We start from the raw sequence: 21,648 nt of genomic DNA, 5'->3' as shown, positions 1-21,648 counted from the left end.
AAAAGAATTGTACAAGCCAAGTTACGGATATTTTATTATATTGATTTTTTTGGCTTTAGGAGTAACCGCATGTAGTCTTTCAGACATCAATACTTATAACAATGAGAAAACAGCTACTGCTAAAGCTAAGCAAGAAAGCACTGGCTACTATCCAGAGAAAAGAACAGATAAAGCCAAAAATGTTGTATCTACCGATCCAAAGCTCCTTCAGGAAGAGGACTTTGAAATTTCATATCGATCACACAAGATTGATAAAATAACAGACATTAAAGAACTTATTCATAAGTTGGGTTATGGTGAGGGATATGATAGTTCCAATCGAGGATTTATTAGTGGAAACGGGGCTTACAGAAGGTGGAACTTGTCTTATCCTAACTACGTGGACCCAGAAATAAGATTTGTAGTGTTATCTAAGATTGAGCTTGAAGGTGAGGAATTGGTGGATGGTGAAAGTTATCTAGTAGCTGTGAGCTTGGAAAGTCCCAAGTTTAAAACAAAAAGAGGATTGAAGATCGGTGATACCCTTGGCAAAGTACTACAGCTCTACGGCAAACCGAGTATTGTAACAAATGGGAGTCTGCTCTACTCCAAAAACGGCTTGCATTTGAGGATTCTGTGGGACACTAAAAAGGAAAATGTATATAATATTACCATTGATTACAACATGGAGAAATCCATAAAACAGCAACGTAGCGCAGATTATGTAGAAGAAGATGCTCAGCCCGACCCTAATCTGGAACCATATACTATTCAAGAAGGACAATCTTTTATCACTTCTCTCAATGGCTGGGGAAAAGTAAGGTTTGTATCTACATTAAAAGATGAGGAAACAAATGATCTGATACACGCAAAGTTTTTTTTGGAAGTTAACAGTGACAAATATGTGGAAAAGAAGATACTATACGAATTCCCCGAATTTTTTGGTAACAACGGTAGGATGATTGACAGGATCAAGGCAGTAAGCTTTAAGGATTTAAATCAGGATGGTCGTACGGATATTGTCATAATTGCGGATTATATCACCGGGGTTAATGCACACGGAATAGAAACTCTACCTATCGCGGGGATTTACTTTCAGAAAAAGGACAAAACGTACACTACCCTGCCTGAGTTGGATAAGAGTATCAATCAAACTGGACATAACCGAACACTTCAAAATGTCATTCAATACGTAAGCAAACAACGTATAAACGTTCAATGAACAACGTGAAAAGGGAGTTTTTTGAAATCAACTTTATAAAACAAAATAAAATACTATTTTTAATATTGTTATTTAGTCTGCTATTGAATGGATGTTCTGAACAACCTACGAATGAGAAGCAGCAAGCAGTTGATCCCATCAAACCTAGCACTCAAATGATAGAGAAAAAAGCTGTGACTGAACCAGGGTCTGCTGCTCAAAAACAAGATCGGAATAGCAATATTGTGAATCCGATTAATAAAAGAAATGAAAATTACGCCATAGATTCTAACACATTAGATCAGTTTATAAAGAAAATCCAACCCCCAAATGAGCAGCTTCAGAAAATATTAAAAGAAGATTTGGACCATGATGGAAAGCCGGATTACGTGCTTGCTTTTGGATTAGAAAAAGAGAAAATTGACGCCATATTTGTAGTCCGGGAGGATGCTGGTTATCACATCATTGATAAATTAAAGGACCCAGTTATGGTTGTGCATCTTAATAAAGATGTGAAGATCATGAAGTTGGATCAAACAGAACAAAAATTTATCGTGGTATATTCCACTAGCGAAGTGAATGAGGCAGAAGGCTTCTCTATATTTGCTTTGTACCATAACCAAATTAATAACCTGAATTACAGTTATCCAGAAGCAACAGGGCAAGGGAGCAGGAAGCTAGAGGACATTAATAAAGATGGTGTTTTTGAGGATGTGAGTTACTACCGCTTTCAGGATACTCAGCAACATACGATAATGACTTATCAAGAATTCAACAGGACCGGACCAGAAAAAACAAAAGTACTATATGAGAATGAAAACGAAAAATTTGCATACCCCACGGTTCCCAAAGATATTATTCAAAATTATTTGGAAGATCATTATCTTATGAATCGCTTCTTGATACACTTGCCTGAAATGGCGGAATTCACAGCTTTGTCAGAAAACCCGAAAAATAATTTTTTTGAAGATATCATAGATTTTTCCGCTATGGACTATACGGGATTAGATCTGAATATAAAAGAGATTGCTAATAAGGCTGATCAGCGGGCATTTTTGGTAAAGAGTAACTCAGAAGAAGAGGAATCAAACCAAGGACTTGTATTTACATTAGAAAAACAGTCAGGCAAGTGGAAGATTATGAGCATAGAATTAAACGATAAATTGTAGAAAGCGTGATATCTAGCATGAGTTACTTGAAGCATGGGCGAATTTGTTGCGTCTTGTTACTACTAATTTCCTGTGTAGTACTGAATGGATGTGCGAAGGGAAATGATTCTTCAAAAGTAGCAACAAATCATACGCTTTCTCACCAAAATGAAGCCAAAACGATTTCCTATTCGAAAAAGTTGGAGGCGTTAGTTCAAAAACTTCGAATAATCAACGATGAAAATATGGATTCTGATATCAGACAAAACAAGCTTAAGGAGTTCACACAGGAATTTAATTTGTTGTTAAACGAGCCAAAAAGTGTAGAGATGAAGGATGGAGAATTAGTAGAAAAGTTCGATAACAATCTCACTATCTTAACAAAATCGTTTCAGTTAAAAAGTGGGCAGCTAAACGTTAGGGTTATGAATTATAGAGCACCTAAAACGGTGACAGGTACGATCGGAGATAAATACACATTTATTCAGTGGTGGAGTTCGAGGCAACTTGTACACGCCCAGATAATTGAGGATGGCGGGCCAGAATTGACTACAGACTTTGTGGTTCGAGATTCAGACCAAGGAATACAGTTGTGGTTAGGGGGGCATGTCTCCATATATCACCCAGACCCTGTATTTGTTGATTTGTGGGAGTTGTCTGGACAAAAGTGGACGGAGAAAAGCATAAATGTAGGTAAGATGAAGCTTCCGGATGCGTGGGAACTGAACAAGGATATGAATGAGCCTATTATTTTAGAGAGTCGACAACATGATAGCATGAGTATCGGAGTTTTAGACCACGGCGATGGCTTCTTCATAAACAGTGATGATTCTGAACAGAACATTATCATTGAGTTCTATAAAAGTGGAGAAGTCCGTATTAATTCTGAAGATAGCATCAACTCAAATACTCATATTGAACAGCAAAGCTATGAACTCATTCAAGAGAAATATTCAGAAAATGGGATCGTGATTAAATACCCTCAAATTACAAAACTCAAGGATATTGCAAAGCAAAAATCTTTAAACCAAATTCTTAAGACCGAAGCTTTAGAAGGATTACACGACTATGCGGATTCCAATTCTGGAGTCCATGTTGAAATTGATTATGAGATCAAACAACAAAGTGAACGATTCTTGAGTGTTCAATATACGGGTATTCATTATGTGAAGGACGCAGCCTATCCTAGTCATATGTTTTATACGACGAATCTGGATATGAAGCAGGCTTCAAGAATAAGATTGAGGGATCTGGTAAAGGTCGAGAAACCTTTTATTGAGCTTATAAAAAGCGGGAAGATTACAGCTGTTCAGCCAGAGCAACAAGGGTTAATCGGTGATTTCACAAAAGATGATTTGATTAAACTGTTAGCAAACGCGGATGTAACCAAAGGTTCGCTTGCGGAAGTAGAAATGGAATCGTTTAGTTATCTCACAAATGATTCGGTGGGGATGAGTGTACCTATGGCACATGTGGTAGGGGACCATGCGGAGTATGAAATTCGTTTTGCACAAATTCCAGAGAATATCAGGCAGAATGAGGAACTATGGAGTGAGTTAAGTTCAGTTGTGGATCAGTCTGTTTCCGATGTTGGTGGTAGGAAATTGGATACTGACCAATATGAAGTCGAAGAGTCACAGTCTTTTCAAACTACTCTTGAAGGCTTTGGGAAAGTACGGTTTGTATCCACATATGGTTATCCGGAAGGTCTTCGTAAATTCTTTTTCTTCCTATTGGATGACCAAGGACATATTCTATATCCATTCCCTGATTTCTACGGGAACCGTGAGTGGGTTGCACGTTACGGAGGAGTAGAAGCAGTGGCCTTCAAGGATGTGAATAAGGATGGATTGAAGGATGTTATCCTCATTGCTGATGTCGATAACGGGATTCATGGACCTGGTAGAATTGATGAATTCCCTATAGCGGACATATATTTTCAGAAGAAAAATAAAACCTTTATCAAGCTCCCTGAATTAGATGAGACTCTTAACGATCAGGGACATAATCAAACCATTAAAGATGTCGTTCAATACGTTAGCAAACAACGGATAAACGTAAATTAACCGACAAAAGGGAGCGGTAACATGGGATATCCAATCATAAAGTATAACGGAACGGTTTTATCTCTTAAAAATCCGAAAGTTAAAGTTGTACAGAAAATGAATGAGCATGTGAAAGTCTTTTTGACAGGTGTGTTAACGGGTGCCCAAATGGAAGAGTACACAGATCATATGGAGGCAGGGGCTAAGTTAGTCGTTTCTTATGTGAATGATGATCAAAAGCAGATTGTATTATTTAGGGGATTAGTTACGCAGTTCAGAATCAAGTTGGTGTCCAATGTAGCCCATTTGGTCGTCGAAGCACTCTCCTATACAAGCCAGCTGGATGAAGTGCTTCATAGACAATCTTTTCAAAATGTGAAGATGAAGGTGCAGGCATTACTTGAACATGTACTTAAATCATATCCCAAAGCCAATTGTACGAGCCGCTTAAAAGATCAGCTTTTACAGGAATTTACGATGCAATTCGACGAAACGGACTGGTGGTTTCTGAAACGTATAGCGTCTCGGCTTGGTTGGGGACTAATACCTGATCCGATTGGAGACAAACCTCAGTTTTATTTTGGATTACCGGATGGTGTCAATCAAGGTGAGCTCAAACAGTATAACTACTCGATGACCAGAAAAACCAAGCCAGGGGCCAGCAAGGACGACAATCTTTTGTATTACAAAGTACAAACGACAGGGGCCAAAGATGTTCTGCTGCATATTGGCGCAGAGGTCAAATTCAAAGGAAAAACCTTATATGTCCTGCAGTCTGTTGCGTTTATACGGCATAGTGTCTTGTGGCATGAATATGTGCTGACTACATCGGATGGAATGAAACAGGATTTGATTTTAAATGAGAGCATTCGTGGCATATCATTGAAGTCCAAGGTCATTGGAATCGAGCAGGATCATGTAAAGGTTTTCTTTTATGAAATGGATAAGGTCAAGCCTAACGTCAAGGAAACCTTCGCTTTTCCAACGGCTACATTCTATACATCGGAAGGGAATACGGGATGGTACTGCATGCCAGAGTTGTTTGACTTTGTAGATATCTACTTTCCGACCTCTAAAGAAAAAGACGCCATTGTAACTCACTCGATCCGAAAGAGATCCAAAGGCGGTGACTTTATTAAGGACCCGTCGACGAAAATCTTTATGACCAAGTACCGCAAAGCCATTATATTTGAGAAAAATGAAATTTTAATTACGGGGAACGACGATGAAGTGGTGATTCGACTGCTGGATGACCATGGAATTGAACTGCGAAGCAAAAAGGATATCCGTGTAAAAGCTGACGGGAACCTGGTGTTCAATGCGGGTAACACAATACAGGTCACCGCGAAGGATGCCATCGGCCTAAAATGTAAAACGAGTTTGGTAGAAATGGATGGTAACATCAAAATGACTGGAGAAAAGATAAAGACGCAATAACTAAATCCACCGTGAGAGGATAAAGAGTATGGCTAAAGAAACCACAGGAGCAATCGTAAACGAGAAACCGCCTACCCAAGAAGATATGATTCAAGAATGGAAACGTAAAATAAGCAAAGGCGAATATCCTTTTATTCATGTAACTAAGCATAGCACCAAAGGTGAAGAGCGTTAAATGTGTCAGGCAACGAGTAAATAAGGCTCCTTAGGAGCCTTATTGCTATATCCTTTTGGTCATGTTACATAGTCGTAAAGGTGAACTCTATTAAATGCGTTTTTCTCATTGTCATAATCTTTAGTACCACAATTAAAGATTATTGTCTATCTGCGCAATCTTCCACTAACATACAGTTATAAAGACCTACTCTATAGAAACTATATACTATGACCAGATATACTGTCTCCAATGACTTTATACTTATTTTTCCTCTCGGCTATATCCCTCGTAAATAGGATGCACTATAATGATACTACTTCTTAATCTGGGAAAAATTAGACGTTAATATTTATAATAGTCCTTCTCAGGAAGAAGGGGTCTTGAATTTGGGAACTTCGCTGTCGATAAACCAATCCGGCCCAGAGACGTCGATTACTTCTTTGGTTTTATAATTATAGTAGATGGTAATTTTGCTGTCTTCGTAGCCTTTAATGTACCCATACAGATATATTCTAGAGTGGACAGCAGGATCATCTACAACATAATCCTTTAATATGAAATCGGCATTATAGTGTTCTTTAATGAACTCCACGCCGATAGGGGTGGCAACGTCTACTAATTCTTTTTTATCTTTGTCCGACAAACTGGAACAACCTCCTAAATACATAACAATTAAAATAAGCGCCAGAATCAGCGGGATTTTTCTATTCAAGTTACAATTCTCCTTTTCTGGTAATTACCTTTTTCATAACTCTATAATATATTTACACAATAGACAAGGTGGGAATAACTTGACCTACATTAACGACAAAACATATTGGACCATTGCAGATAAAGTGTATGACCGGGATTTGACTGCTAAAGATTCTAAAAGCAGGATTCTTCCTGACTGGAGGGTTGTTGATTTAGACGAGAAACTATTACATGACACGAATGGTTCTGGATTCGATGCGACCGTTTTTCACAATGAGAATAGCAATCAGGTGATCATAGGGTATAGGGGGACAGAACCAGGAGGAAGACCACTATGGAGTAGAATGATGGACATAGGAACAGACATCAACGACGTCGTGGGCGGACGAGCAAAAACTTTAAATCAAGTTCACGATTATTATGTAAATAATCAAGAAGAGATAAAAAAGCTCCCCCCACAGGTACAAAGCTCATTTCAACATTATGAAGCCCAGTATCAAGATAATCAGTTTACAAAAGCCCAAACACTGTATGAAGAAGTGAAGAAGAAGTACCCCGCTGCCGAAATATCTACGACAGGCCACTCTTTAGGCGGTGCAGAAGCAGAATATATTGCAGTGAAAAATGGTTTATCATCCGTGAGTTTTGCCGCTCCGGACATTGTACATTTATTGCCTGAAGATCTTCAAAAGAGGGTGAAAGCAGGAGAATTCAAGAAGACTAATGTGGCTTTTGCCCATCCCGGAGATAGCGTTGGTGGGGGAGCTACTAAAGCTAATCAACATGTGGGGGAAACGTATCATATTGGGAGTGATTATAAGACTGCCAATGCGGCCAAGTTTACTATTCCTGTTTCAGTTCCACTTAAAAAAAATAATGAATTGAGAGATCTTATTTTTGGTCCTCAATGGTCCCCAATTGTTTTTGTCCCGGTTACGCTGCCTATGATACAGCAAGATGCATTCACCAAATTCTATAATTCTGTATTAGGTGGAGAGCACACTCATAGCATGGAAAACTTTACATTTGATGAAAATGGCAATATCAGCAATCCACTGTACACCATGGACGGTCAATTGGTGGAAGGCAATCCACGGGTGCAGGCGTACGAGCAAATGCTGGCCGCGCGAGCAGAACTCAAGGAAGTCATGGGCGACCTGGTTGAACGCTACGGTGGACAAATGGGTGCTTTCGGGCAGTTTGCTGCTACTACACTGGGAGTGAATCTGATGGGAGAAGGACAGCAAAATGGTCGCACCCATGGTGGGGCATATTTTGTGGGCAACAAAAATGGGGGCACAATTCAATTAACACCTGAGGAGCTAAAGCATGCGGCTAACCAGATGCGTTCCAGCCTGCATGGGTTCTCTAGCGATACCCGAGCATCCATCCAGTTATTTCAGGCTCATATCGGGACAAGTGAAAGTCAGTCTTTGACCCCAATTGCGCATAGTGCAACGGCAACGCTAGATCGGATTAATCGCTGGTATCAAGAATCAATTACGGAGATAGCAGAATATATAGATCGCAAGGGTCAGGAATTCACGATGGTGGATCAGTAAAAGATCAGCTGTAAGAACACAACAGGGGGCAAAAGAGATGGGCAGAATATCTTTGAGTCTGGGGGATCTGCGAAGGGCTGTACAGCAATGCGAACAGCTAAAGCAAAGACTTCAGCATCAGGAGCAGCAGATGAGAAATATATATGGTCGTCTGCAAGACTGGAGGGGCGAATCGGCTGCTGAATTAACACGTAAAATGGAGACGTTTCTCCAAGGCACAACTGTACGAATACAGGAATTGGACGATCATAAAGAGCAGTTGAAACGTTATATTCGGAAAATGGAAGAAGCTGATCGACGTGAGGAGAGACGCAAACGGGCTGCACAATGGTGATACAGGCGGACTGCAATAGTTAGGAGAACATCATGAAAGATCAAAACGCATTTGTCATTTTACTTATATTGAATATCGTTTATGGCTTAACGTTATTTGCCTATCCGGTCATGCTGATGGTGGTCGCATTTTCTTTCGATGCACCAACAGCTGGAGATTATCTCATCAGTTATATTTTTGCCTATGTCATAATGAGCTACCCGATAGGAGTATTTATCTCATGGAGCTGTTGGTATTTTTATCATCGTTATGCTTTTAAGAAGGCGTATATCATAGCTAACTTTATGCTGCTGTGGCCAGCTACTCTTGTCGTGTCCTCGTGGATTCAATCGGCTTTTTCTTGAAGGGTTCCCATCTGGCCAGTCAGCTATATAACATAAAAAAACCGTACAATCGCTAGGGGACTCCCGCGGGGTACGGTTAAATGCGTTTAAATAAAACTACATATATAGTAGTAGAAAAAAATATTCTCCCAGAGTGATGACGATAACGACTTTGTAGTCTACTTTAATTTTCCTGCGGAGAATATAGCAGTGTTCGGAAACTTAAGGGTTAGACGAAAAAGTGTAAAAATGTTGAAAAGCTACAAAGTTCGACATATTGTTCGCTTTTTCGCATCATATGTTATTAGATTAGGGATTTTTGTTTGCTATTTATCGTATATTTATGTATAATCTATCGTGTTGAAAGATTGATTGTACGTAATATGCTGATGAGGGTGGGTTCATTGACGCTGCTCGACAGTAACGAAAGCAAGAAGCGGATGTGCCAGATTTACAATGAAGTTTCAAAGGAACTGTTCGGCTTCGGGACCACGCTGCTGCGGGCCACCGTTGAGAACAACATTGTTACCTTTGTGGCGAAGCACCGGCGTTCTCCACGCTCGGCGGCATTGGAAGTGGAAGCCCCCGGCTTGAAGCTGGAAGTGGATTTCCGAATGTCCATGCTGTACAAGAAGAGACTTCGCGAGAAGCTGATTGAGGATATGGAGCTCGATATAGAAGCTTTACTGCGCGATTATGATGCAGCAACGCAGTGGGCAATTACGAACATCATACTGAAAGAATCCTAATAAAATTGGATATTCGGCTTTTCGCTTCGGATCTATCTGAGGGGAGAACCTGTTATAACGCGCAGCGGGATCAACTTATTCTTTGTTTACGAAGAAAAGTATTCTTGTTTTACAAGAGTACTTTTCTTTTTTGTGTCATAAGGTGTGCAGAATAAAAAAACAGGGGGAGTTTCATATGAAAAAATGGTTTAAAGGATTTATGGCTGTGACCTTGGCATCTGTGGTACTGGCAGGTTGCGGCAGCAATGCTACTGGCGGTCAGACAGATGGAAAAGATGGTTCAGCTGATGGGAAAAAGAAACTAGTTATTTCAACATGGGGCTTTTCCGAGGACTTTTTTAACAAAGAAGTGTACGAGCCTTTTGAAAAGGAACATAACGTTGACATCGTGGTCGAAATTGGGAATAACGCAGAACGGCTGAACAAAATCAGTCAAGGTAGTACAGACGTCGATCTGATTTATCTGTCTGATTATTATGCTCAACAGGGAATTCAACAGGGATTGTTTGAGAAGCTGGATCGCAGCAAGGTGCCGAACCTGAACCAAATTTATGACATTGCCAAAGCACCGCTGGGTGAGGAGTATGGTCCTGCTTATACAGTTGGGCGTCTCGGTATTGCCTATAATCCGGAGCTGGTGAAAAAGAATGTGACCTCTTGGGCTGACCTGTGGGGCAATGAGTTCAAAGGAAACGTGACTCTGCCGAACATTACGGCGACTGCCGGACCAATGATGGTAGATGCAGCCTCCAAAGTAGCGGGTAGTAAGGAGTTTAATGAAGACCAAGCCTTCGGAAAACTGAAAGAGCTGAGTCCGAATATCGTTAAGTTTTATAGTAAAACGTCCGAGTTCGTGAACATGTTTAGTCAACAAGAAATTGCGGGCGGTCCGATCATGGAAATGTACTTCAAAGATTTGCAGGCGGCTGTGCCAGGAGCGAAATTTGTAGCTCCTAATGAAGGTGCTTACGCAGTAATGAACACGATTAATGTAGTGAAAGGCTCCGACCAGAAGGAGCTGGCTGAGGAATTTATCAACTGGCAGCTGAGCAAGGAAGTTCAAGAAAAATCTGCCAAGGCAAAGGTTGATTCCCCGGTGAATACGCAGGTGGTACTATCCGGTGCGGATACAGAGGGAATTACGTACGGTGCGGATGTAGTGAACAAGCTGACCAAGCTGGATATGAAGTTCGTTAACGATCATATCAAGGCATGGACAGATCGCTGGAACCGGGAAGTTGCACAATAATGAAAAAGGTCATATTAGATGTAGATACGGGCATTGATGATGCGTTGGGTATTTTACTAGCGGCCAAAAGTGGTCAGCTGGATATCCAAGCGATTACTACAGTATGCGGTAATGTTTCACTTAAACAAGCAACATTGAACACATGCAAAATCCTCGACCTTTTGGATAGACCGGATATTCCGGTTTATCGGGGGGCAGAGGCTCCCTTAATACGTAAAGGTCTGCACGAGCACCGTGTCCATGGAGAAGACGGCATTGGAGGTGCATTGAGTGGAGTAGTACCAGCCATGTCTGCGTCCGAAGGTTTTGCACCGGATATCATCATTGATACCGTGATGGCTCACCCGGGGGAAGTGACGCTCATTTGCACCGGCCCACTCACCAATCTGGCACTGGCGCTGCTCAAGTGTCCCGAGCTGACGGATCACGTCAATGAGGTCATTTTTATGGGCGGTGTTATTCACGGATGCGGCAATATTACACCTGTAGCGGAGTACAACATGTATGCTGACCCTGAAGCCGCACGAATCGTATTTCATGCAGGATTTGGTCGATTGATACAGGTGGGACTGGATGTAACACGGAAGGCTCTGCTGACTGCGGATCATATTGCTCGTCTGACCCGCCCAGCAATTCGTAATTATGTAGCTGAAAGCACGGCCGTTTATACCAAGCGTTATGAAGAACGCAACGGGGTAAAAGCGTGTGCGCTTCATGACCCGCTTGCCGTGGGTGTCGCGTTGAATTCGAGGTTAGTAGATACCTCGCTGTTGTATGTCGACGTGGAAACCTCGAGTCGCATATGTGATGGACAAACAGTGGGCGATGTACAGAACCGCCTCAATCATAGCCCCAATATGAATGTGTGCGAACAGGTGGACAGCGAAGCTTTTCTGGAGCTGTTTATCCAGGTGCTGAATAAGGAATAACATTTTGATAACCGCAAGGAGCTACCCATGAAGAAAACATACTTGTATTGGCTGCTGCTGCCAGGTCTGCTCTTTCTGGCGGTGTTCATGGTCATTCCGATTGTGTTGACGATCGGTTCGACCTTCGTACAGAACAGCTCATTCACCCTAGAAGGCTATCTCCATTTCTTCAAGGACCCTTATTTTTTGAAAATATTGCTGACTACGCTGGAAGTCAGTGTCGTAACGACACTTGTGTGCGTATTACTCGGCTTCCCGACGGCTTATTATATTTCGCAAAAGGCCCCGCGTCGTAAAGGGATTTTGCTAGCGCTGGCTATCTTTCCCTTGTTGACGAGTCCGGTGGTGCGGTCATTCAGCTGGATGGTCATTCTGGGTCGCAAGGGGCTGTTAAATAACGTGCTCATCGGTTTAGGACTCGTGGATGAACCGCTGAATATTTTATACACCCCGGCAGCGATGATTATTGGTCTGGTTCATTTGTTTTTACCACTGATGATTATTTCACTGATTGGTGTACTCGAAAATATCGACGGTGATCTTGTTCATGCTGCTCAGAGCCTCGGGGCCTCCAGATTCAGCGCATTTCGTAAAATCGTATTTCCGCTGTCTGTGCCGGGCCTGATCATTGGAAGCATTCTCGTTTTCGTGGGCAGTCTGACTGCATATACGACACCAGCACTACTTGGAGGAAAACAGCGGGTTATCGCTACATTTTTGTATCAGAACGCGATGACGCTAAACGACTGGTTTTTAGCTTCTGTTATTGCAACAATTATGATTGTTATTACATTTATCGTGGTCGGTCTCTTAAATAAGGCGGCCCATAAACTCAATCCGAAGGGGTAGGTGGATATGCGGGAGAAACATTACGGACTAGGCTTCTTTAGCCTGCTGGTCTTCATCTTTCTGCTCGGTCCGCTGTTGATCATATCGGTCACTTCTTTCGAGCCGGGCACGGTGTTAAAATTTCCTCCGCAGGGCTTTTCTTTGCGCTGGTATGAAAATATTTTTGAAGTGGATTTGTTTATGTCCACGTTCAAAACGTCCATTGTCGTTTCTCTGCTAGGCAACATCTTGGCACTGTTGATCGGTATGCCTGCCGCCTATGCGCTTAGTCGTTTTTCGTTTCGCGGGAAGGATGCGCTGAATGCTTTGTTCCTTTCCCCGTTGCTTATACCAGGTATTGTTCTTGGTTTTACACTGTTGCGCTATCTGATCATTGTTTACCATTTACCAGTATATGCTGGACTATTGATCGGACATACGGTGATTATGCTGCCGTTCATTATTAGAGTCATTGCATCCAGTTTGTCTAACTTTGATTTCGCAATTGAGGAAGCAGCGCTTAGTTTGGGGGCTGGACGGCTGGAAACCTTTTTCAAGGTGGTTCTGCCCAACATCCGCTCAGGTATTATTGCGGCTATCCTGATTGCCTTTCTGGAATCATTCAACAATGTCGACATTTCCGTCTTTATGACAGGACCGGGCTTCAGCACCCTGCCCATTCAAATGCTGACTTACGTCGAAAATTATTTTGACCCGACGATTGCGGCGATTTCGGTTATGCTGATGATTTTGACCGGTATCCTGATGTTCTTGATTGAACGACTGATGGGATTGTCTTACTTCACTAAAAGGTAATGGAGGCTTCAACCTTATGGCACTGCTTACTCTGGATCGCGTATCGGTCGCTTATGACAACCAACTGATCTTGCAGGATTTCGATTTGCAGCTCGAACGGGGGCAATTGCTCTCGCTACTCGGACCGAGTGGTTGTGGCAAAACGACCACACTTCGTCTCATTGCAGGATTTCTCGAAGCTAAACAAGGAACATTTTTGTTTGACGATAAGGATTATACTCGGGTTCCGGTAAATAAACGGAACTTCGGCTTTGTATTCCAAAGTTATGCACTCTTCCCGCATTTGTCCGTTTTTGATAATGTTGCCTTTGGTCTGCGGTTACGCAAGGTAAAGGAAGATGATGTAAAGCGCCGCGTTATGACCATGCTGGATACGGTTAGCCTAGGGGGATTTGAAAAACGTTTCCCCGGTGAATTGTCAGGCGGACAGCGTCAACGTGTTGCGATTGCGCGAGCGCTTGTGATTGAACCCGATCTGCTGTTGTTTGATGAACCTCTGAGTAACTTGGATGCTAACCTGCGTGTAAATATGCGTGTGGAAATCCGCCGTATTCAACAGGAACTGGGCATCACTACCGTATATGTATCGCATGATCAGGAGGAATGTTTTTCGATTTCTGACCAGGTTGCGATTATGAATAAGGGGAACATCGAACAATTAGATGCTCCATCGACCATTTTTAAATATCCGACGACCGAATTTGTCGCCCGTTTTATTGGGTTTAATAATTTTCTGAGTTTTGACGAGCGTACTGAAGAAGGGGATCGTATTCGACTAAATACAGGCGATCTTTCGTTCGGTGTAGCGCGTAATCAGGGTACTGCCCAGCCAGGTGCTCGTCAGGGCGCTATTCGCCCGGATGATTTGGTCATTCGAACAGAAGGCAACGAGACAGGGGAAAATGAGCTTCCCGGTATTATTAAGGTAAGTACTTACCTGGGGCGTAGCTATCAGTATGTGGTAGAAACGGCGAAAGGCAACTTTACGGCTAATCAGGAAATGGATACGCCTTACCTGAGTGGTCAGCGGGTTACCCTGCATTTTCCGGCAGATAAAATGGTGCTGGTCCAATAATCAGCGGGTTCGATGAAGGAGATACATCATGCGTGCAGACAAAATGATTTTACAAGTTAAGGTGTATAACAGTTACTATAAGACGTTCGAAGAAGGTAATGTAGCTATACTTGACGGTAAGTTTATGTATATCGGTCAGCGTGGTCTGGAGTCTTTTGAGGTGGCTGAGATTGTAGAGGGGCATGGGAAATATATGATTCCCGGCCTGATTGACATCCATCTGCATATCGAAAGCACAATGGTGACACCGGCAACCTTTTCCTATGGGCTGATTCGCAATGGGGTAACGACGATTGTACCGGAACCGCACGAAATGGCGAATGTTTTCGGATTGGAAGGCATTCAGGAAATGATGGAAGCCAGCAAAGATTGCGTGGCTGATATGTTCTACGGTATTCCAAGCTCTGTCCCGGCAACGCCGCTCGAAACCTCAGGAGGCGAGATCGGTATTCCCGAGATTGATGCGCTACTGCAAACCGGCGAAATGATCTGCCTGGGTGAAATTATGAACTATGTGGATGTCATTCGTGATCCGGAAAGCAAGACGAATCGCATCTTACGCCATGTTCGTGAGCATTACCCGGAGCTGATCATTGAAGGCCATACGCCGCAGCTGCTTGATCTGGACCTGCATCAGTTGATCTATGCGGGAATAGGCTCGGACCATACTCACCAAAGTATTGAAGGTATGAAGGCGCGAATGGCTGCCGGAATGTTTATTGAAATCCAGGAAAAATCGATGACCCCTGAAGTGATGGACTATCTTATTCAGGAAGATGTGGCACAACATTTTTGCTTCGTAACGGATGATGTGATGCCAGACTCTTTCGTAGAACGAGGGCATCTGAACCATATTGTAAGTAAAGCTATCGGAATGGGCATGAAGCCTGAGGATGCCATTTATGCAGCTACGTTTACTCCTGCTGCACGGATGCGAATGCATGACCGCGGAACAATTGCACCGGGAAAAATAGCTGACTTTGTACTGCTATCCGATCTTGGTCAGTTTGATGTGGAGCAAGTCTATAAGGACGGACTCAAGGTATTCGATAAGTTCGAGGAATACCATCAAGCACCGATAAAAAGCCGCTTCCCCGCCCATTTTTATCAAAGTGTGAAGCTCAATCCGCTCACGGAGCAGGATTTTACGGTAAAGATGGATGTAGCTGATGGCACACATCAATGTCGTATTATGATGGTCAAGGATGGCTCAACTTTTACGAGCGAACGGATTGCACCTGCACATGTGGAGCAGGGTGAACTGGTATGGGAACATGGTGAACATGGACTCATCGCTACGTTTGAACGGTATGGAAAGAATGGCAACCGTGCTTACGGTTTGATCGGGGGAGATACGATTAAACGTGGGGCAGTGGCAACCACCTATTCGCACGATAACCATAACTTGCTGGTCGTAGGGCATAACAAGCAAGATATGATATTGGCTGCGAATACGGTTTTATCCAGCCAAGGTGGCTTTTGCGTAGTTGAAAATGGCAAGGTGCTGTCCCATTTGCCGTTAACCGTAGGCGGGATTTTAACAGAAGGACCGCTGGAAATGGTTGCAGCCCATGTGAAGGAGCTGCGTTCAGCCTTGTTGTCGCTGGGTTACCGCCATTACAATCCAATCATGTCGCTGAGTACGCATTCTTTGCCGGTCAGCCCGGCCCTGAAAATTACCGATCATGGTCTGATTGATGTAAATGCTGGCAAGGTTGTATCCTTAATCGTGGAACCTTCAGAGATGCAAGAATAATAAAAGAGCCGACCCTCTTACGGGCCGGCTCTTTTTTGTCGTGGCTAGGTATGAGGTAGTAGGTTATGGACTTTGGACTTTGTCTACAATACAGATACTTTAGCAGACAAAATTAACATCTTCTTTACTCCTATTGATGTAACCTATGTATAAAAGATAAATAAGTCTTGATTGTGGATGTCCTATTGCATATAGAGTTTGATTTACAATCAATTCACGTAATCTTCATGATTAAAACCGAATAAAGACTTGAAAAACATCGACACAGTGTTATAATTAAAACAGGATTTAGATTAAGTCTAAATTAATTAATAAATATTTATTGGATTCACGCATGGGATTTTGAAGAAAATCAGACACTACTGTTAACGAGTATCCAAGCTTTACACCAACTATATTTTGAATGAAAACGAGAGGGGATTTTAACATGAGTACATTAAATCATACGAACGCACCTACACAAGAGGCCATTCAAGAATTGCACAAGGCATTGAATCGTCAGGTAGCTACCTGGTCTGTATTGTACACGAAATTGCATTATTTTCACTGGTATGTGAAAGGACCTAAATTCTTCACACTGCATGCTAAATTTGAAGAACTTTACAATGAAGCAACAGCTAATCTAGATACGATTGCTGAACGTTTGTTGGCTATTGGTGGTCGTCCGGCTGCGACCTTGAAGGAGCATTTGCAACTTTCAGCTATTCAGGAGTCCGCAGGTGAGCAGACAGCTGACGATATGGTGAAGTCCGTTGTTGCTGATTTTAAAACCATCACTGTTGAACTGGCTAATGGGATGGAAGCAGCGGAAGCAGCACAGGATAAAGCGACAGAGGATCTTCTTAACGGCTTGAGAGAAGCAATGGATAAACATATCTGGATGCTGAGTGCGTATTTGGGATAAGATATTGGGATATATTTCCACGTATATGGAGATCAGGTGAACAAGATACACATCCCGTTGGTTCCACTCTGCCACTGGAGTATAATAACGTGAAGGCGTGGAAGACCACAGGCTCTTGAGTCATAGAGTTGCCGGGATGGGGTGTGTGTTATGGAAGTGAAACAACAGCTTTTGCATGAAGCGGAGCAGTTTATATATACATGTTATGAGGAGCTGGGCCGAAGCCGCGATGAAGCGGAAGCCCGGCTTCTTCATATTCGTCACGACATAGAGACAACTGGAACGTATGATCATACGTACGAAGAGCTGGAGCACGGAGCACTCATGGCTTGGCGCAATAGCAATCGTTGCATCGGGCGCTTATTTTGGGACAAGCTTTTGGTCAGGGATGCGCGGGGCGCGTCAGATGCGACGGAGGTGGTCTGCGAGCTCCTGGAGCATATGCGCATAGGAACGAATGGCGGTAAAATTAAGCCAACGCTTACTGTATTTCGCGCCTCCAAGCCGGGGCAGCCGAATATCCGCATCTGGAACCATCAACTCATTCGTTACGCTGGATATGAAACCGATCAAGGGATCATCGGGGACCCGATCTCGGTGGATTTTACCAATGTTTGTAAAGATATGGGCTGGCAAGGAGCGATGACTCCTTTTGATATTTTGCCACTGGTTGTGGAAGCAGGCGGGCGGCCTCCCGAGCTATTTGATATTCCTGAGCATTTGGTGATGGAGGTAGCCATTGAGCATCCAGAACTTTCGGGTTTCGCTTCCTTGGGATTACGTTGGTATGCCGTGCCTATGATTTCGGACATGACGCTGGAAATTGGCGGTATCATCTATACGGCGGCTCCCTTTAACGGCTGGTATATGGGAACAGAAATCGGCGCCCGTAATTTTGCGGATACCTTCCGCTATAATATGTTGCCACAGGTGGCTAAGCTGATGGGGCTGGATACGACGAGTGAAACAACGCTTTGGCGTGATCGGGCGCTGGTGGAATTGAATATTGCTGTGCTGCATTCTTTTAAAAAAGCGGGAGTCAGCATTGTCGACCACCATACCGCAGCGGCACAATTCAAGCTGTTTGAGGAACGGGAGGCCAAGGCTGGGCGCGCACTGACAGGCAATTGGACATGGCTGATCCCTCCGCTATCCCCGGCGACAACGCATATTTTTCATAGTTCCTACGATAATCGGCTTGTGAAGCCGAATTTCGGAGTTCAAGAGAAGCCGTATATGTCGAGACAGGCTAATACAGCATCAGATGCAGTGCTTCAGCAGAAGCGCCAAGGTTGCCCTTTTCATTCCGGATAATGATGGGAATGACCTAATGGCTGGATTAGGATTCCAGCTTATCCCATGCAACGATAAAAAGGGTAGCCAGTGGCCCTATTAATAGGGAGAGCAGAAACCAATTTAGCCCGCTCCGATTTTTGGATTGTGCCAAACCGGCATTAATAAGGGCAAGCGTTCCCCAGCCTATATAATAATCTTCTGACATGGTATTCTCCTTTGTAAAAAGGTATAATATCGTACTGTGTATGGTATGAACACATCCATGATTTCATAAGTTTAAAGTAAATATAACTTTATATATCCTGGTTTGAGGAGCGAAGCTAAGTTGGAAAGATATCAGGCAGAGCGCGTTGTCGCTGAGCTTTTGGAACGGGCTGCTATAGGTGTGACAGTTAAGCTGGAGAAACGTTTTCCTGGTGGAAGGCTGATTGGGGGCAAATATGCCATGAATGCTCACGCCATTACCATGTATACGGACGTTATTGAAACACAGTGTTTACAAATGTTCGGCAGCGTTGATCAAGTTGAGGAGTATTTTACGGTTGTGCTTGCACATGAGATCGGGCACGCCGCCGATACGGAATTAGTGGACCTCTCCGATGCTTTGGAGCAAGAGAGCGGGATAGGGACCCGGCAACGACTTGCGCTGCAAATTGAAGAAAACGCATGGAATTATGCGCTTAGATTGGTGCCTGAAATAGAAGCAACGTTTATTTCTGCCGTAATAGACGAGTCCTTGCTGGCCTATCGAGTCCCGGTTATGGAGCATTCTGACATTGCGTAACGATGATGATCCGAGAGCCGTCAGGCTCTTTTTTTTGTTGATAATAACAGACGGATCGGCAGGATCATTTAAAGGAGTAGCTTTTTAAGCTGTGACACGCGTCCCTGGGATAGTTCGAGCATTTCGGCTAATTCTTTTTGAGATACATTAGGATGCTCCTGCATGAGCTGTTTTAGTTTATTCAGGAGATCATTCTGATTTCTGTAACTCCTTCTTTTCTTGGGCTGGACAGGACGGGATTCACTCAAATGACTGGAAGGATTATCGCTCTTCAGATTTTCAATACAACTTTTACATATCAGATGATCCCTAAAATAGCTCAAATGATCTACGGCACCACAAAAATAGCAAGAAACCCCCGTATACTTGCGAATCATCAGTCCCTCTGGGGTAATAAAAAAATCGAGGGCATCTCCAATATTAATATTCATAGAATTGCGCAGCTCCTTGGGCAGCACAATGCGGCCCAAATGGTCTAATGGCCGTGTCATTCCTGTGTTCTTCATCATTTTTCCCCTTTCCTGAAATGCGCTTATAGTTGTAGGAATTGTATGTATATATGCTGGAAGTAAAAAGCGCTTATATTACAGTTTGTTTTGGTATAGCTATGCTGAAAAAAAGCTCCGGCATGACGAACAATTACGTCTGCCGGAGCATTGTACAGCCAATGAATCTAAGATGTCATGTCGAATTACTGTGGGTTGGTTGTCCAAATACCGGCTACTTTTAATTGAACCCGTGGAGGCAGTTTCAATGCGGCTAATGTCAGATCGGCCAAATCCTGCGGTTGAAGCATGCGATCCTCATCACCAATAGGCAATCCTGCGTTTGCCGCCAGTTCTGTATTGACAGTACTTGGAGTCAGCGCGGTGACGCGAATGTTAGATTTGCGAACTTCCTGCATCAGTGCTTCCGTGAAGCCCATCAAAGCAAACTTGGATGCGCAATATGCCGAGCCTGTTGCAAAACCTCGTTCTCCTGCCGTCGAGGAAATATTAATAATGTTCCCGCTCTTTTGTGCCAGCATGCTTGGAAGAACAGCATGTGTGACATAATAGGTTCCCATCAGGTTTACGCGAATAATACGTTCCCACTCTTCGGGGTCCATATCTGCGACTGTGCCAAAGGTAGCAATGCCTGCATTATTGATCAAAATATCGACAGCGCTCAACTCGTGTTCCAGTGAAGCTACAGCGGCAGCGGCCTGTGCGCGATCCGATATATCTGCAACAGCACTCACCACTTTCACACCGTATGTACTCCCCAGCGAATCCTGCAGCTTTTGCAGGTCAGTCAATGTTCGTGAGATTAATCCCAGGTTGACGCCTTCCTTAGCTAAAGTTTCGGCAATTGCTTTACCGATTCCTTTGCTGGCTCCTGTAATAATGGCTGTTTTATTCTTAAGTTCCATCCAGTCTCCTCCTTTTCACTCCATAACGTGGTTGTGCATGTGAGCACATGGTTACATTATACAAGGTTAAACTCATTGAACCAAACTTCGCCTCTGATGAGGTATTCATCTAGAGGTCTCCTATTTGGAAATATTAATATCCCCTGAGGTGGTTTCTGCCTTTATCACGTTCACACTACCGGGAACAGATTCGGGAGTATCTATACTCCCAGAGTCAGAGTGGACATTATAAACACCTTTAAAATCGGGAGCTTGTTTAATCTTCACGTCACCAGAATCAGCATTCACTTCCAAGTTGGCTACGGCACGTTGCGTAATATTTGTCTCCCCTGAGGTTAGGGAAATAAGGCCATTACCGCTATAATCGCGGATGGTAACATCGCCAGAAGTAAGCTTCAACTCCATATCTGCTGCAAGCTGACTGGCTGTAAAATTGCCGGATGTTAAATTTGCGATCAGGTGGGTACTTTGGAGGTTTGTAATCTCGGCAGTGCCTGAAGTAGCGGTGATGGAAGTATTCTGCACGGAGGCATCTTGAAGTTTTACATTCCCTGAATGTGCATCTATCTGTAGGTCAGTTAGTGTTTCGCCGGAGGGCATCTCTACGGTAATCGTTTGATCCACATCAGGGGTGATCGAAAGAAATGACAAGGAAGCGGCCGGCTCCGATTGAATCGTAAGCTTACCGTTCTCAATTCGGGCATTATGAATTTGGTCGGCTACCTTTGTCTGAACTTCTCCACTAATGCGTATCGTACCTTGGTCGCCAGAGCCGGGAGTAAACAAAATAGAGACATCATCAGAACTGTCCACTTTCAGCTTCTGTAGCTGACCACGTGTGAACGTCCATTTTTTGTTAATCGCAGTTGTTTCCTTCATGACTTGTTGACTCCATGGGGCACCGTAAGCCACCATTCCGGCTACACCGATCACAATGCACAGACCTGCTGCAATAAACCACTTTTTATTCAT

General features: G+C 43.3%; 23 protein-coding genes. 18 read left to right on the top strand and 5 right to left on the bottom strand.

Translation table 11 applies throughout. From position 1 onward, the window contains the following. Window positions 1–7 precede the first annotated feature (7 nt). Genes NSQ58_RS03160 through NSQ58_RS03140 form a run of 5 tightly spaced genes read left to right on the top strand, consistent with a single transcriptional unit; the run spans window position 8 to window position 5,985 of the window. Window positions 8–1,201, top strand: a complete 1,194-nt coding sequence (locus tag NSQ58_RS03160) for a hypothetical protein (protein ID WP_341056881.1) — start codon at window positions 8–10, stop codon at window positions 1,199–1,201. Beyond that, on the top strand, window positions 1,198–2,349 hold the full coding sequence (locus NSQ58_RS03155) for a hypothetical protein (RefSeq protein WP_341056880.1): 1,152 nt from the start codon (window positions 1,198–1,200) through the stop codon (window positions 2,347–2,349). The genes NSQ58_RS03160 and NSQ58_RS03155 overlap by 4 nt, the downstream gene beginning before the upstream one ends. A 17-nt stretch (window positions 2,350–2,366) precedes the next feature. Then, a complete protein-coding gene (locus NSQ58_RS03150; protein ID WP_341056878.1) occupies window positions 2,367–4,394 on the top strand; it encodes a DUF4163 domain-containing protein in 2,028 nt (675 codons plus the stop codon). 21 nt (window positions 4,395–4,415) lie between these two features. Continuing rightward, window positions 4,416–5,810 carry a hypothetical protein gene (locus NSQ58_RS03145; protein ID WP_341056876.1) on the top strand — a complete coding sequence of 465 codons (1,395 nt, stop codon included), beginning with the start codon at window positions 4,416–4,418 and terminating at the stop codon, window positions 5,808–5,810. Window positions 5,811–5,838: 28 nt separating this feature from the next. After that, on the top strand, window positions 5,839–5,985 hold the full coding sequence (locus NSQ58_RS03140; protein ID WP_341056875.1) for a hypothetical protein: 147 nt from the start codon (window positions 5,839–5,841) through the stop codon (window positions 5,983–5,985). Window positions 5,986–6,331: 346 nt separating this feature from the next. Here the strand turns inward: NSQ58_RS03140 and NSQ58_RS03135 are convergent, their stop codons facing one another. Beyond that, a complete protein-coding gene (locus NSQ58_RS03135; protein ID WP_341056874.1) occupies window positions 6,332–6,679 on the bottom strand; it encodes a hypothetical protein in 348 nt (115 codons plus the stop codon). 79 nt (window positions 6,680–6,758) lie between these two features. On the opposite strand from NSQ58_RS03135, the gene NSQ58_RS03130 reads away from it, so the two are divergent. The 12 genes from NSQ58_RS03130 (at window position 6,759) to NSQ58_RS03075 (ending at window position 18,499) form a co-directional block, all read left to right on the top strand. Then, the gene (locus NSQ58_RS03130; protein WP_341056872.1) at window positions 6,759–8,222 is read left to right on the top strand and encodes a lipase family protein; all 1,464 of its coding nucleotides are present in this window, start codon (window positions 6,759–6,761) and stop codon (window positions 8,220–8,222) included. A 37-nt stretch (window positions 8,223–8,259) separates the two neighbouring features. Further along, window positions 8,260–8,556, top strand: coding sequence for a WXG100 family type VII secretion target (locus tag NSQ58_RS03125; RefSeq protein ID WP_028540769.1), 297 nt, complete (start codon window positions 8,260–8,262; stop codon window positions 8,554–8,556). A gap of 32 nt (window positions 8,557–8,588) precedes the next feature. Next, window positions 8,589–8,900: a hypothetical protein gene (locus NSQ58_RS03120; protein ID WP_028540768.1), complete on the top strand. Its 312-nt coding sequence runs from the start codon at window positions 8,589–8,591 to the stop codon at window positions 8,898–8,900. 383 nt (window positions 8,901–9,283) lie between these two features. Continuing rightward, window positions 9,284–9,628 carry a hypothetical protein gene (locus NSQ58_RS03115; protein ID WP_023990832.1) on the top strand — a complete coding sequence of 115 codons (345 nt, stop codon included), beginning with the start codon at window positions 9,284–9,286 and terminating at the stop codon, window positions 9,626–9,628. Between the two features lie 175 nt (window positions 9,629–9,803). Then, the gene (locus NSQ58_RS03110; RefSeq protein ID WP_071558095.1) at window positions 9,804–10,877 is read left to right on the top strand and encodes an ABC transporter substrate-binding protein; all 1,074 of its coding nucleotides are present in this window, start codon (window positions 9,804–9,806) and stop codon (window positions 10,875–10,877) included. Further along, the gene (locus NSQ58_RS03105; protein WP_076264526.1) at window positions 10,877–11,806 is read left to right on the top strand and encodes a nucleoside hydrolase; all 930 of its coding nucleotides are present in this window, start codon (window positions 10,877–10,879) and stop codon (window positions 11,804–11,806) included. Before NSQ58_RS03110 ends, NSQ58_RS03105 begins: the two co-directional genes overlap by 1 nt. Before the next feature lie 27 nt (window positions 11,807–11,833). Next, on the top strand, window positions 11,834–12,655 hold the full coding sequence (locus NSQ58_RS03100; RefSeq protein ID WP_013312457.1) for an ABC transporter permease: 822 nt from the start codon (window positions 11,834–11,836) through the stop codon (window positions 12,653–12,655). Between the two features lie 6 nt (window positions 12,656–12,661). Beyond that, window positions 12,662–13,450: an ABC transporter permease gene (locus tag NSQ58_RS03095; protein WP_013312456.1), complete on the top strand. Its 789-nt coding sequence runs from the start codon at window positions 12,662–12,664 to the stop codon at window positions 13,448–13,450. Between the two features lie 16 nt (window positions 13,451–13,466). Then, window positions 13,467–14,525 carry an ABC transporter ATP-binding protein gene (locus NSQ58_RS03090; RefSeq protein ID WP_023990829.1) on the top strand — a complete coding sequence of 353 codons (1,059 nt, stop codon included), beginning with the start codon at window positions 13,467–13,469 and terminating at the stop codon, window positions 14,523–14,525. A gap of 28 nt (window positions 14,526–14,553) precedes the next feature. Further along, window positions 14,554–16,281: an adenine deaminase C-terminal domain-containing protein gene (locus NSQ58_RS03085; protein WP_023990828.1), complete on the top strand. Its 1,728-nt coding sequence runs from the start codon at window positions 14,554–14,556 to the stop codon at window positions 16,279–16,281. A 427-nt stretch (window positions 16,282–16,708) separates the two neighbouring features. Further along, entirely contained in the window at window positions 16,709–17,185 is a 477-nt protein-coding gene (locus NSQ58_RS03080) for a Dps family protein (protein WP_023990827.1), read from the top strand. 150 nt (window positions 17,186–17,335) lie between these two features. Next, window positions 17,336–18,499, top strand: a complete 1,164-nt coding sequence (locus NSQ58_RS03075; protein ID WP_023990826.1) for a nitric oxide synthase oxygenase — start codon at window positions 17,336–17,338, stop codon at window positions 18,497–18,499. Between the two features lie 25 nt (window positions 18,500–18,524). Here the strand turns inward: NSQ58_RS03075 and NSQ58_RS03070 are convergent, their stop codons facing one another. After that, window positions 18,525–18,686, bottom strand: coding sequence for a hypothetical protein (locus NSQ58_RS03070; RefSeq protein ID WP_013312451.1), 162 nt, complete (start codon window positions 18,684–18,686; stop codon window positions 18,525–18,527). A gap of 120 nt (window positions 18,687–18,806) precedes the next feature. Between NSQ58_RS03070 and NSQ58_RS03065 the strand changes: the two genes are divergently transcribed. Beyond that, window positions 18,807–19,265 carry a hypothetical protein gene (locus tag NSQ58_RS03065; RefSeq protein ID WP_023990825.1) on the top strand — a complete coding sequence of 153 codons (459 nt, stop codon included), beginning with the start codon at window positions 18,807–18,809 and terminating at the stop codon, window positions 19,263–19,265. Window positions 19,266–19,333: 68 nt separating this feature from the next. Here the strand turns inward: NSQ58_RS03065 and NSQ58_RS03060 are convergent, their stop codons facing one another. The 3 genes from NSQ58_RS03060 to NSQ58_RS03050 form a co-directional block, all read right to left on the bottom strand. Then, window positions 19,334–19,771, bottom strand: coding sequence for an AbrB/MazE/SpoVT family DNA-binding domain-containing protein (locus NSQ58_RS03060; RefSeq protein WP_013312449.1), 438 nt, complete (start codon window positions 19,769–19,771; stop codon window positions 19,334–19,336). Between the two features lie 185 nt (window positions 19,772–19,956). Then, window positions 19,957–20,676: a 3-ketoacyl-ACP reductase gene (locus tag NSQ58_RS03055; RefSeq protein ID WP_341056870.1), complete on the bottom strand. Its 720-nt coding sequence runs from the start codon at window positions 20,674–20,676 to the stop codon at window positions 19,957–19,959. 120 nt (window positions 20,677–20,796) lie between these two features. Next, window positions 20,797–21,648, bottom strand: a complete 852-nt coding sequence (locus NSQ58_RS03050; protein ID WP_341056869.1) for a DUF4097 family beta strand repeat-containing protein — start codon at window positions 21,646–21,648, stop codon at window positions 20,797–20,799.

The sequence above is a fragment of the Paenibacillus sp. FSL M7-0134 genome (assembly GCF_038007865.1).
GTDB classification, from domain to species: Bacteria; Bacillota; Bacilli; order Paenibacillales; family Paenibacillaceae; genus Paenibacillus; species Paenibacillus polymyxa_B.
The sequence above is the reverse complement of the archived record's forward strand: the minus strand, read 5'-3'. Positions and strand labels throughout refer to the sequence as shown.

Excerpts from the sequence above, each read along its gene's own strand:
- NSQ58_RS03155 (WP_341056880.1), top strand. The coding sequence starts at position 1,198 with ATGAACAACGTGAAAAGGGAGTTTTTTGAAATCAACTTTATAAAACAA.
- NSQ58_RS03150 (WP_341056878.1), top strand. The coding sequence starts at position 2,367 with ATGAGTTACTTGAAGCATGGGCGAATTTGTTGCGTCTTGTTACTACTA.
- NSQ58_RS03145 (WP_341056876.1), top strand. The coding sequence starts at position 4,416 with ATGGGATATCCAATCATAAAGTATAACGGAACGGTTTTATCTCTTAAA.
- NSQ58_RS03140 (WP_341056875.1), top strand. The coding sequence starts at position 5,839 with ATGGCTAAAGAAACCACAGGAGCAATCGTAAACGAGAAACCGCCTACC.
- NSQ58_RS03125 (WP_028540769.1), top strand. The coding sequence starts at position 8,260 with ATGGGCAGAATATCTTTGAGTCTGGGGGATCTGCGAAGGGCTGTACAG.
- NSQ58_RS03120 (WP_028540768.1), top strand. The coding sequence starts at position 8,589 with ATGAAAGATCAAAACGCATTTGTCATTTTACTTATATTGAATATCGTT.
- NSQ58_RS03110 (WP_071558095.1), top strand. The coding sequence starts at position 9,804 with ATGAAAAAATGGTTTAAAGGATTTATGGCTGTGACCTTGGCATCTGTG.
- NSQ58_RS03105 (WP_076264526.1), top strand. The coding sequence starts at position 10,877 with ATGAAAAAGGTCATATTAGATGTAGATACGGGCATTGATGATGCGTTG.
- NSQ58_RS03100 (WP_013312457.1), top strand. The coding sequence starts at position 11,834 with ATGAAGAAAACATACTTGTATTGGCTGCTGCTGCCAGGTCTGCTCTTT.
- NSQ58_RS03095 (WP_013312456.1), top strand. The coding sequence starts at position 12,662 with ATGCGGGAGAAACATTACGGACTAGGCTTCTTTAGCCTGCTGGTCTTC.
- NSQ58_RS03090 (WP_023990829.1), top strand. The coding sequence starts at position 13,467 with ATGGCACTGCTTACTCTGGATCGCGTATCGGTCGCTTATGACAACCAA.
- NSQ58_RS03085 (WP_023990828.1), top strand. The coding sequence starts at position 14,554 with ATGCGTGCAGACAAAATGATTTTACAAGTTAAGGTGTATAACAGTTAC.
- NSQ58_RS03080 (WP_023990827.1), top strand. The coding sequence starts at position 16,709 with ATGAGTACATTAAATCATACGAACGCACCTACACAAGAGGCCATTCAA.
- NSQ58_RS03075 (WP_023990826.1), top strand. The coding sequence starts at position 17,336 with ATGGAAGTGAAACAACAGCTTTTGCATGAAGCGGAGCAGTTTATATAT.
- NSQ58_RS03070 (WP_013312451.1), bottom strand. The coding sequence starts at position 18,686 with ATGTCAGAAGATTATTATATAGGCTGGGGAACGCTTGCCCTTATTAAT.
- NSQ58_RS03060 (WP_013312449.1), bottom strand. The coding sequence starts at position 19,771 with ATGAAGAACACAGGAATGACACGGCCATTAGACCATTTGGGCCGCATT.
- NSQ58_RS03055 (WP_341056870.1), bottom strand. The coding sequence starts at position 20,676 with ATGGAACTTAAGAATAAAACAGCCATTATTACAGGAGCCAGCAAAGGA.
- NSQ58_RS03050 (WP_341056869.1), bottom strand. The coding sequence starts at position 21,648 with ATGAATAAAAAGTGGTTTATTGCAGCAGGTCTGTGCATTGTGATCGGT.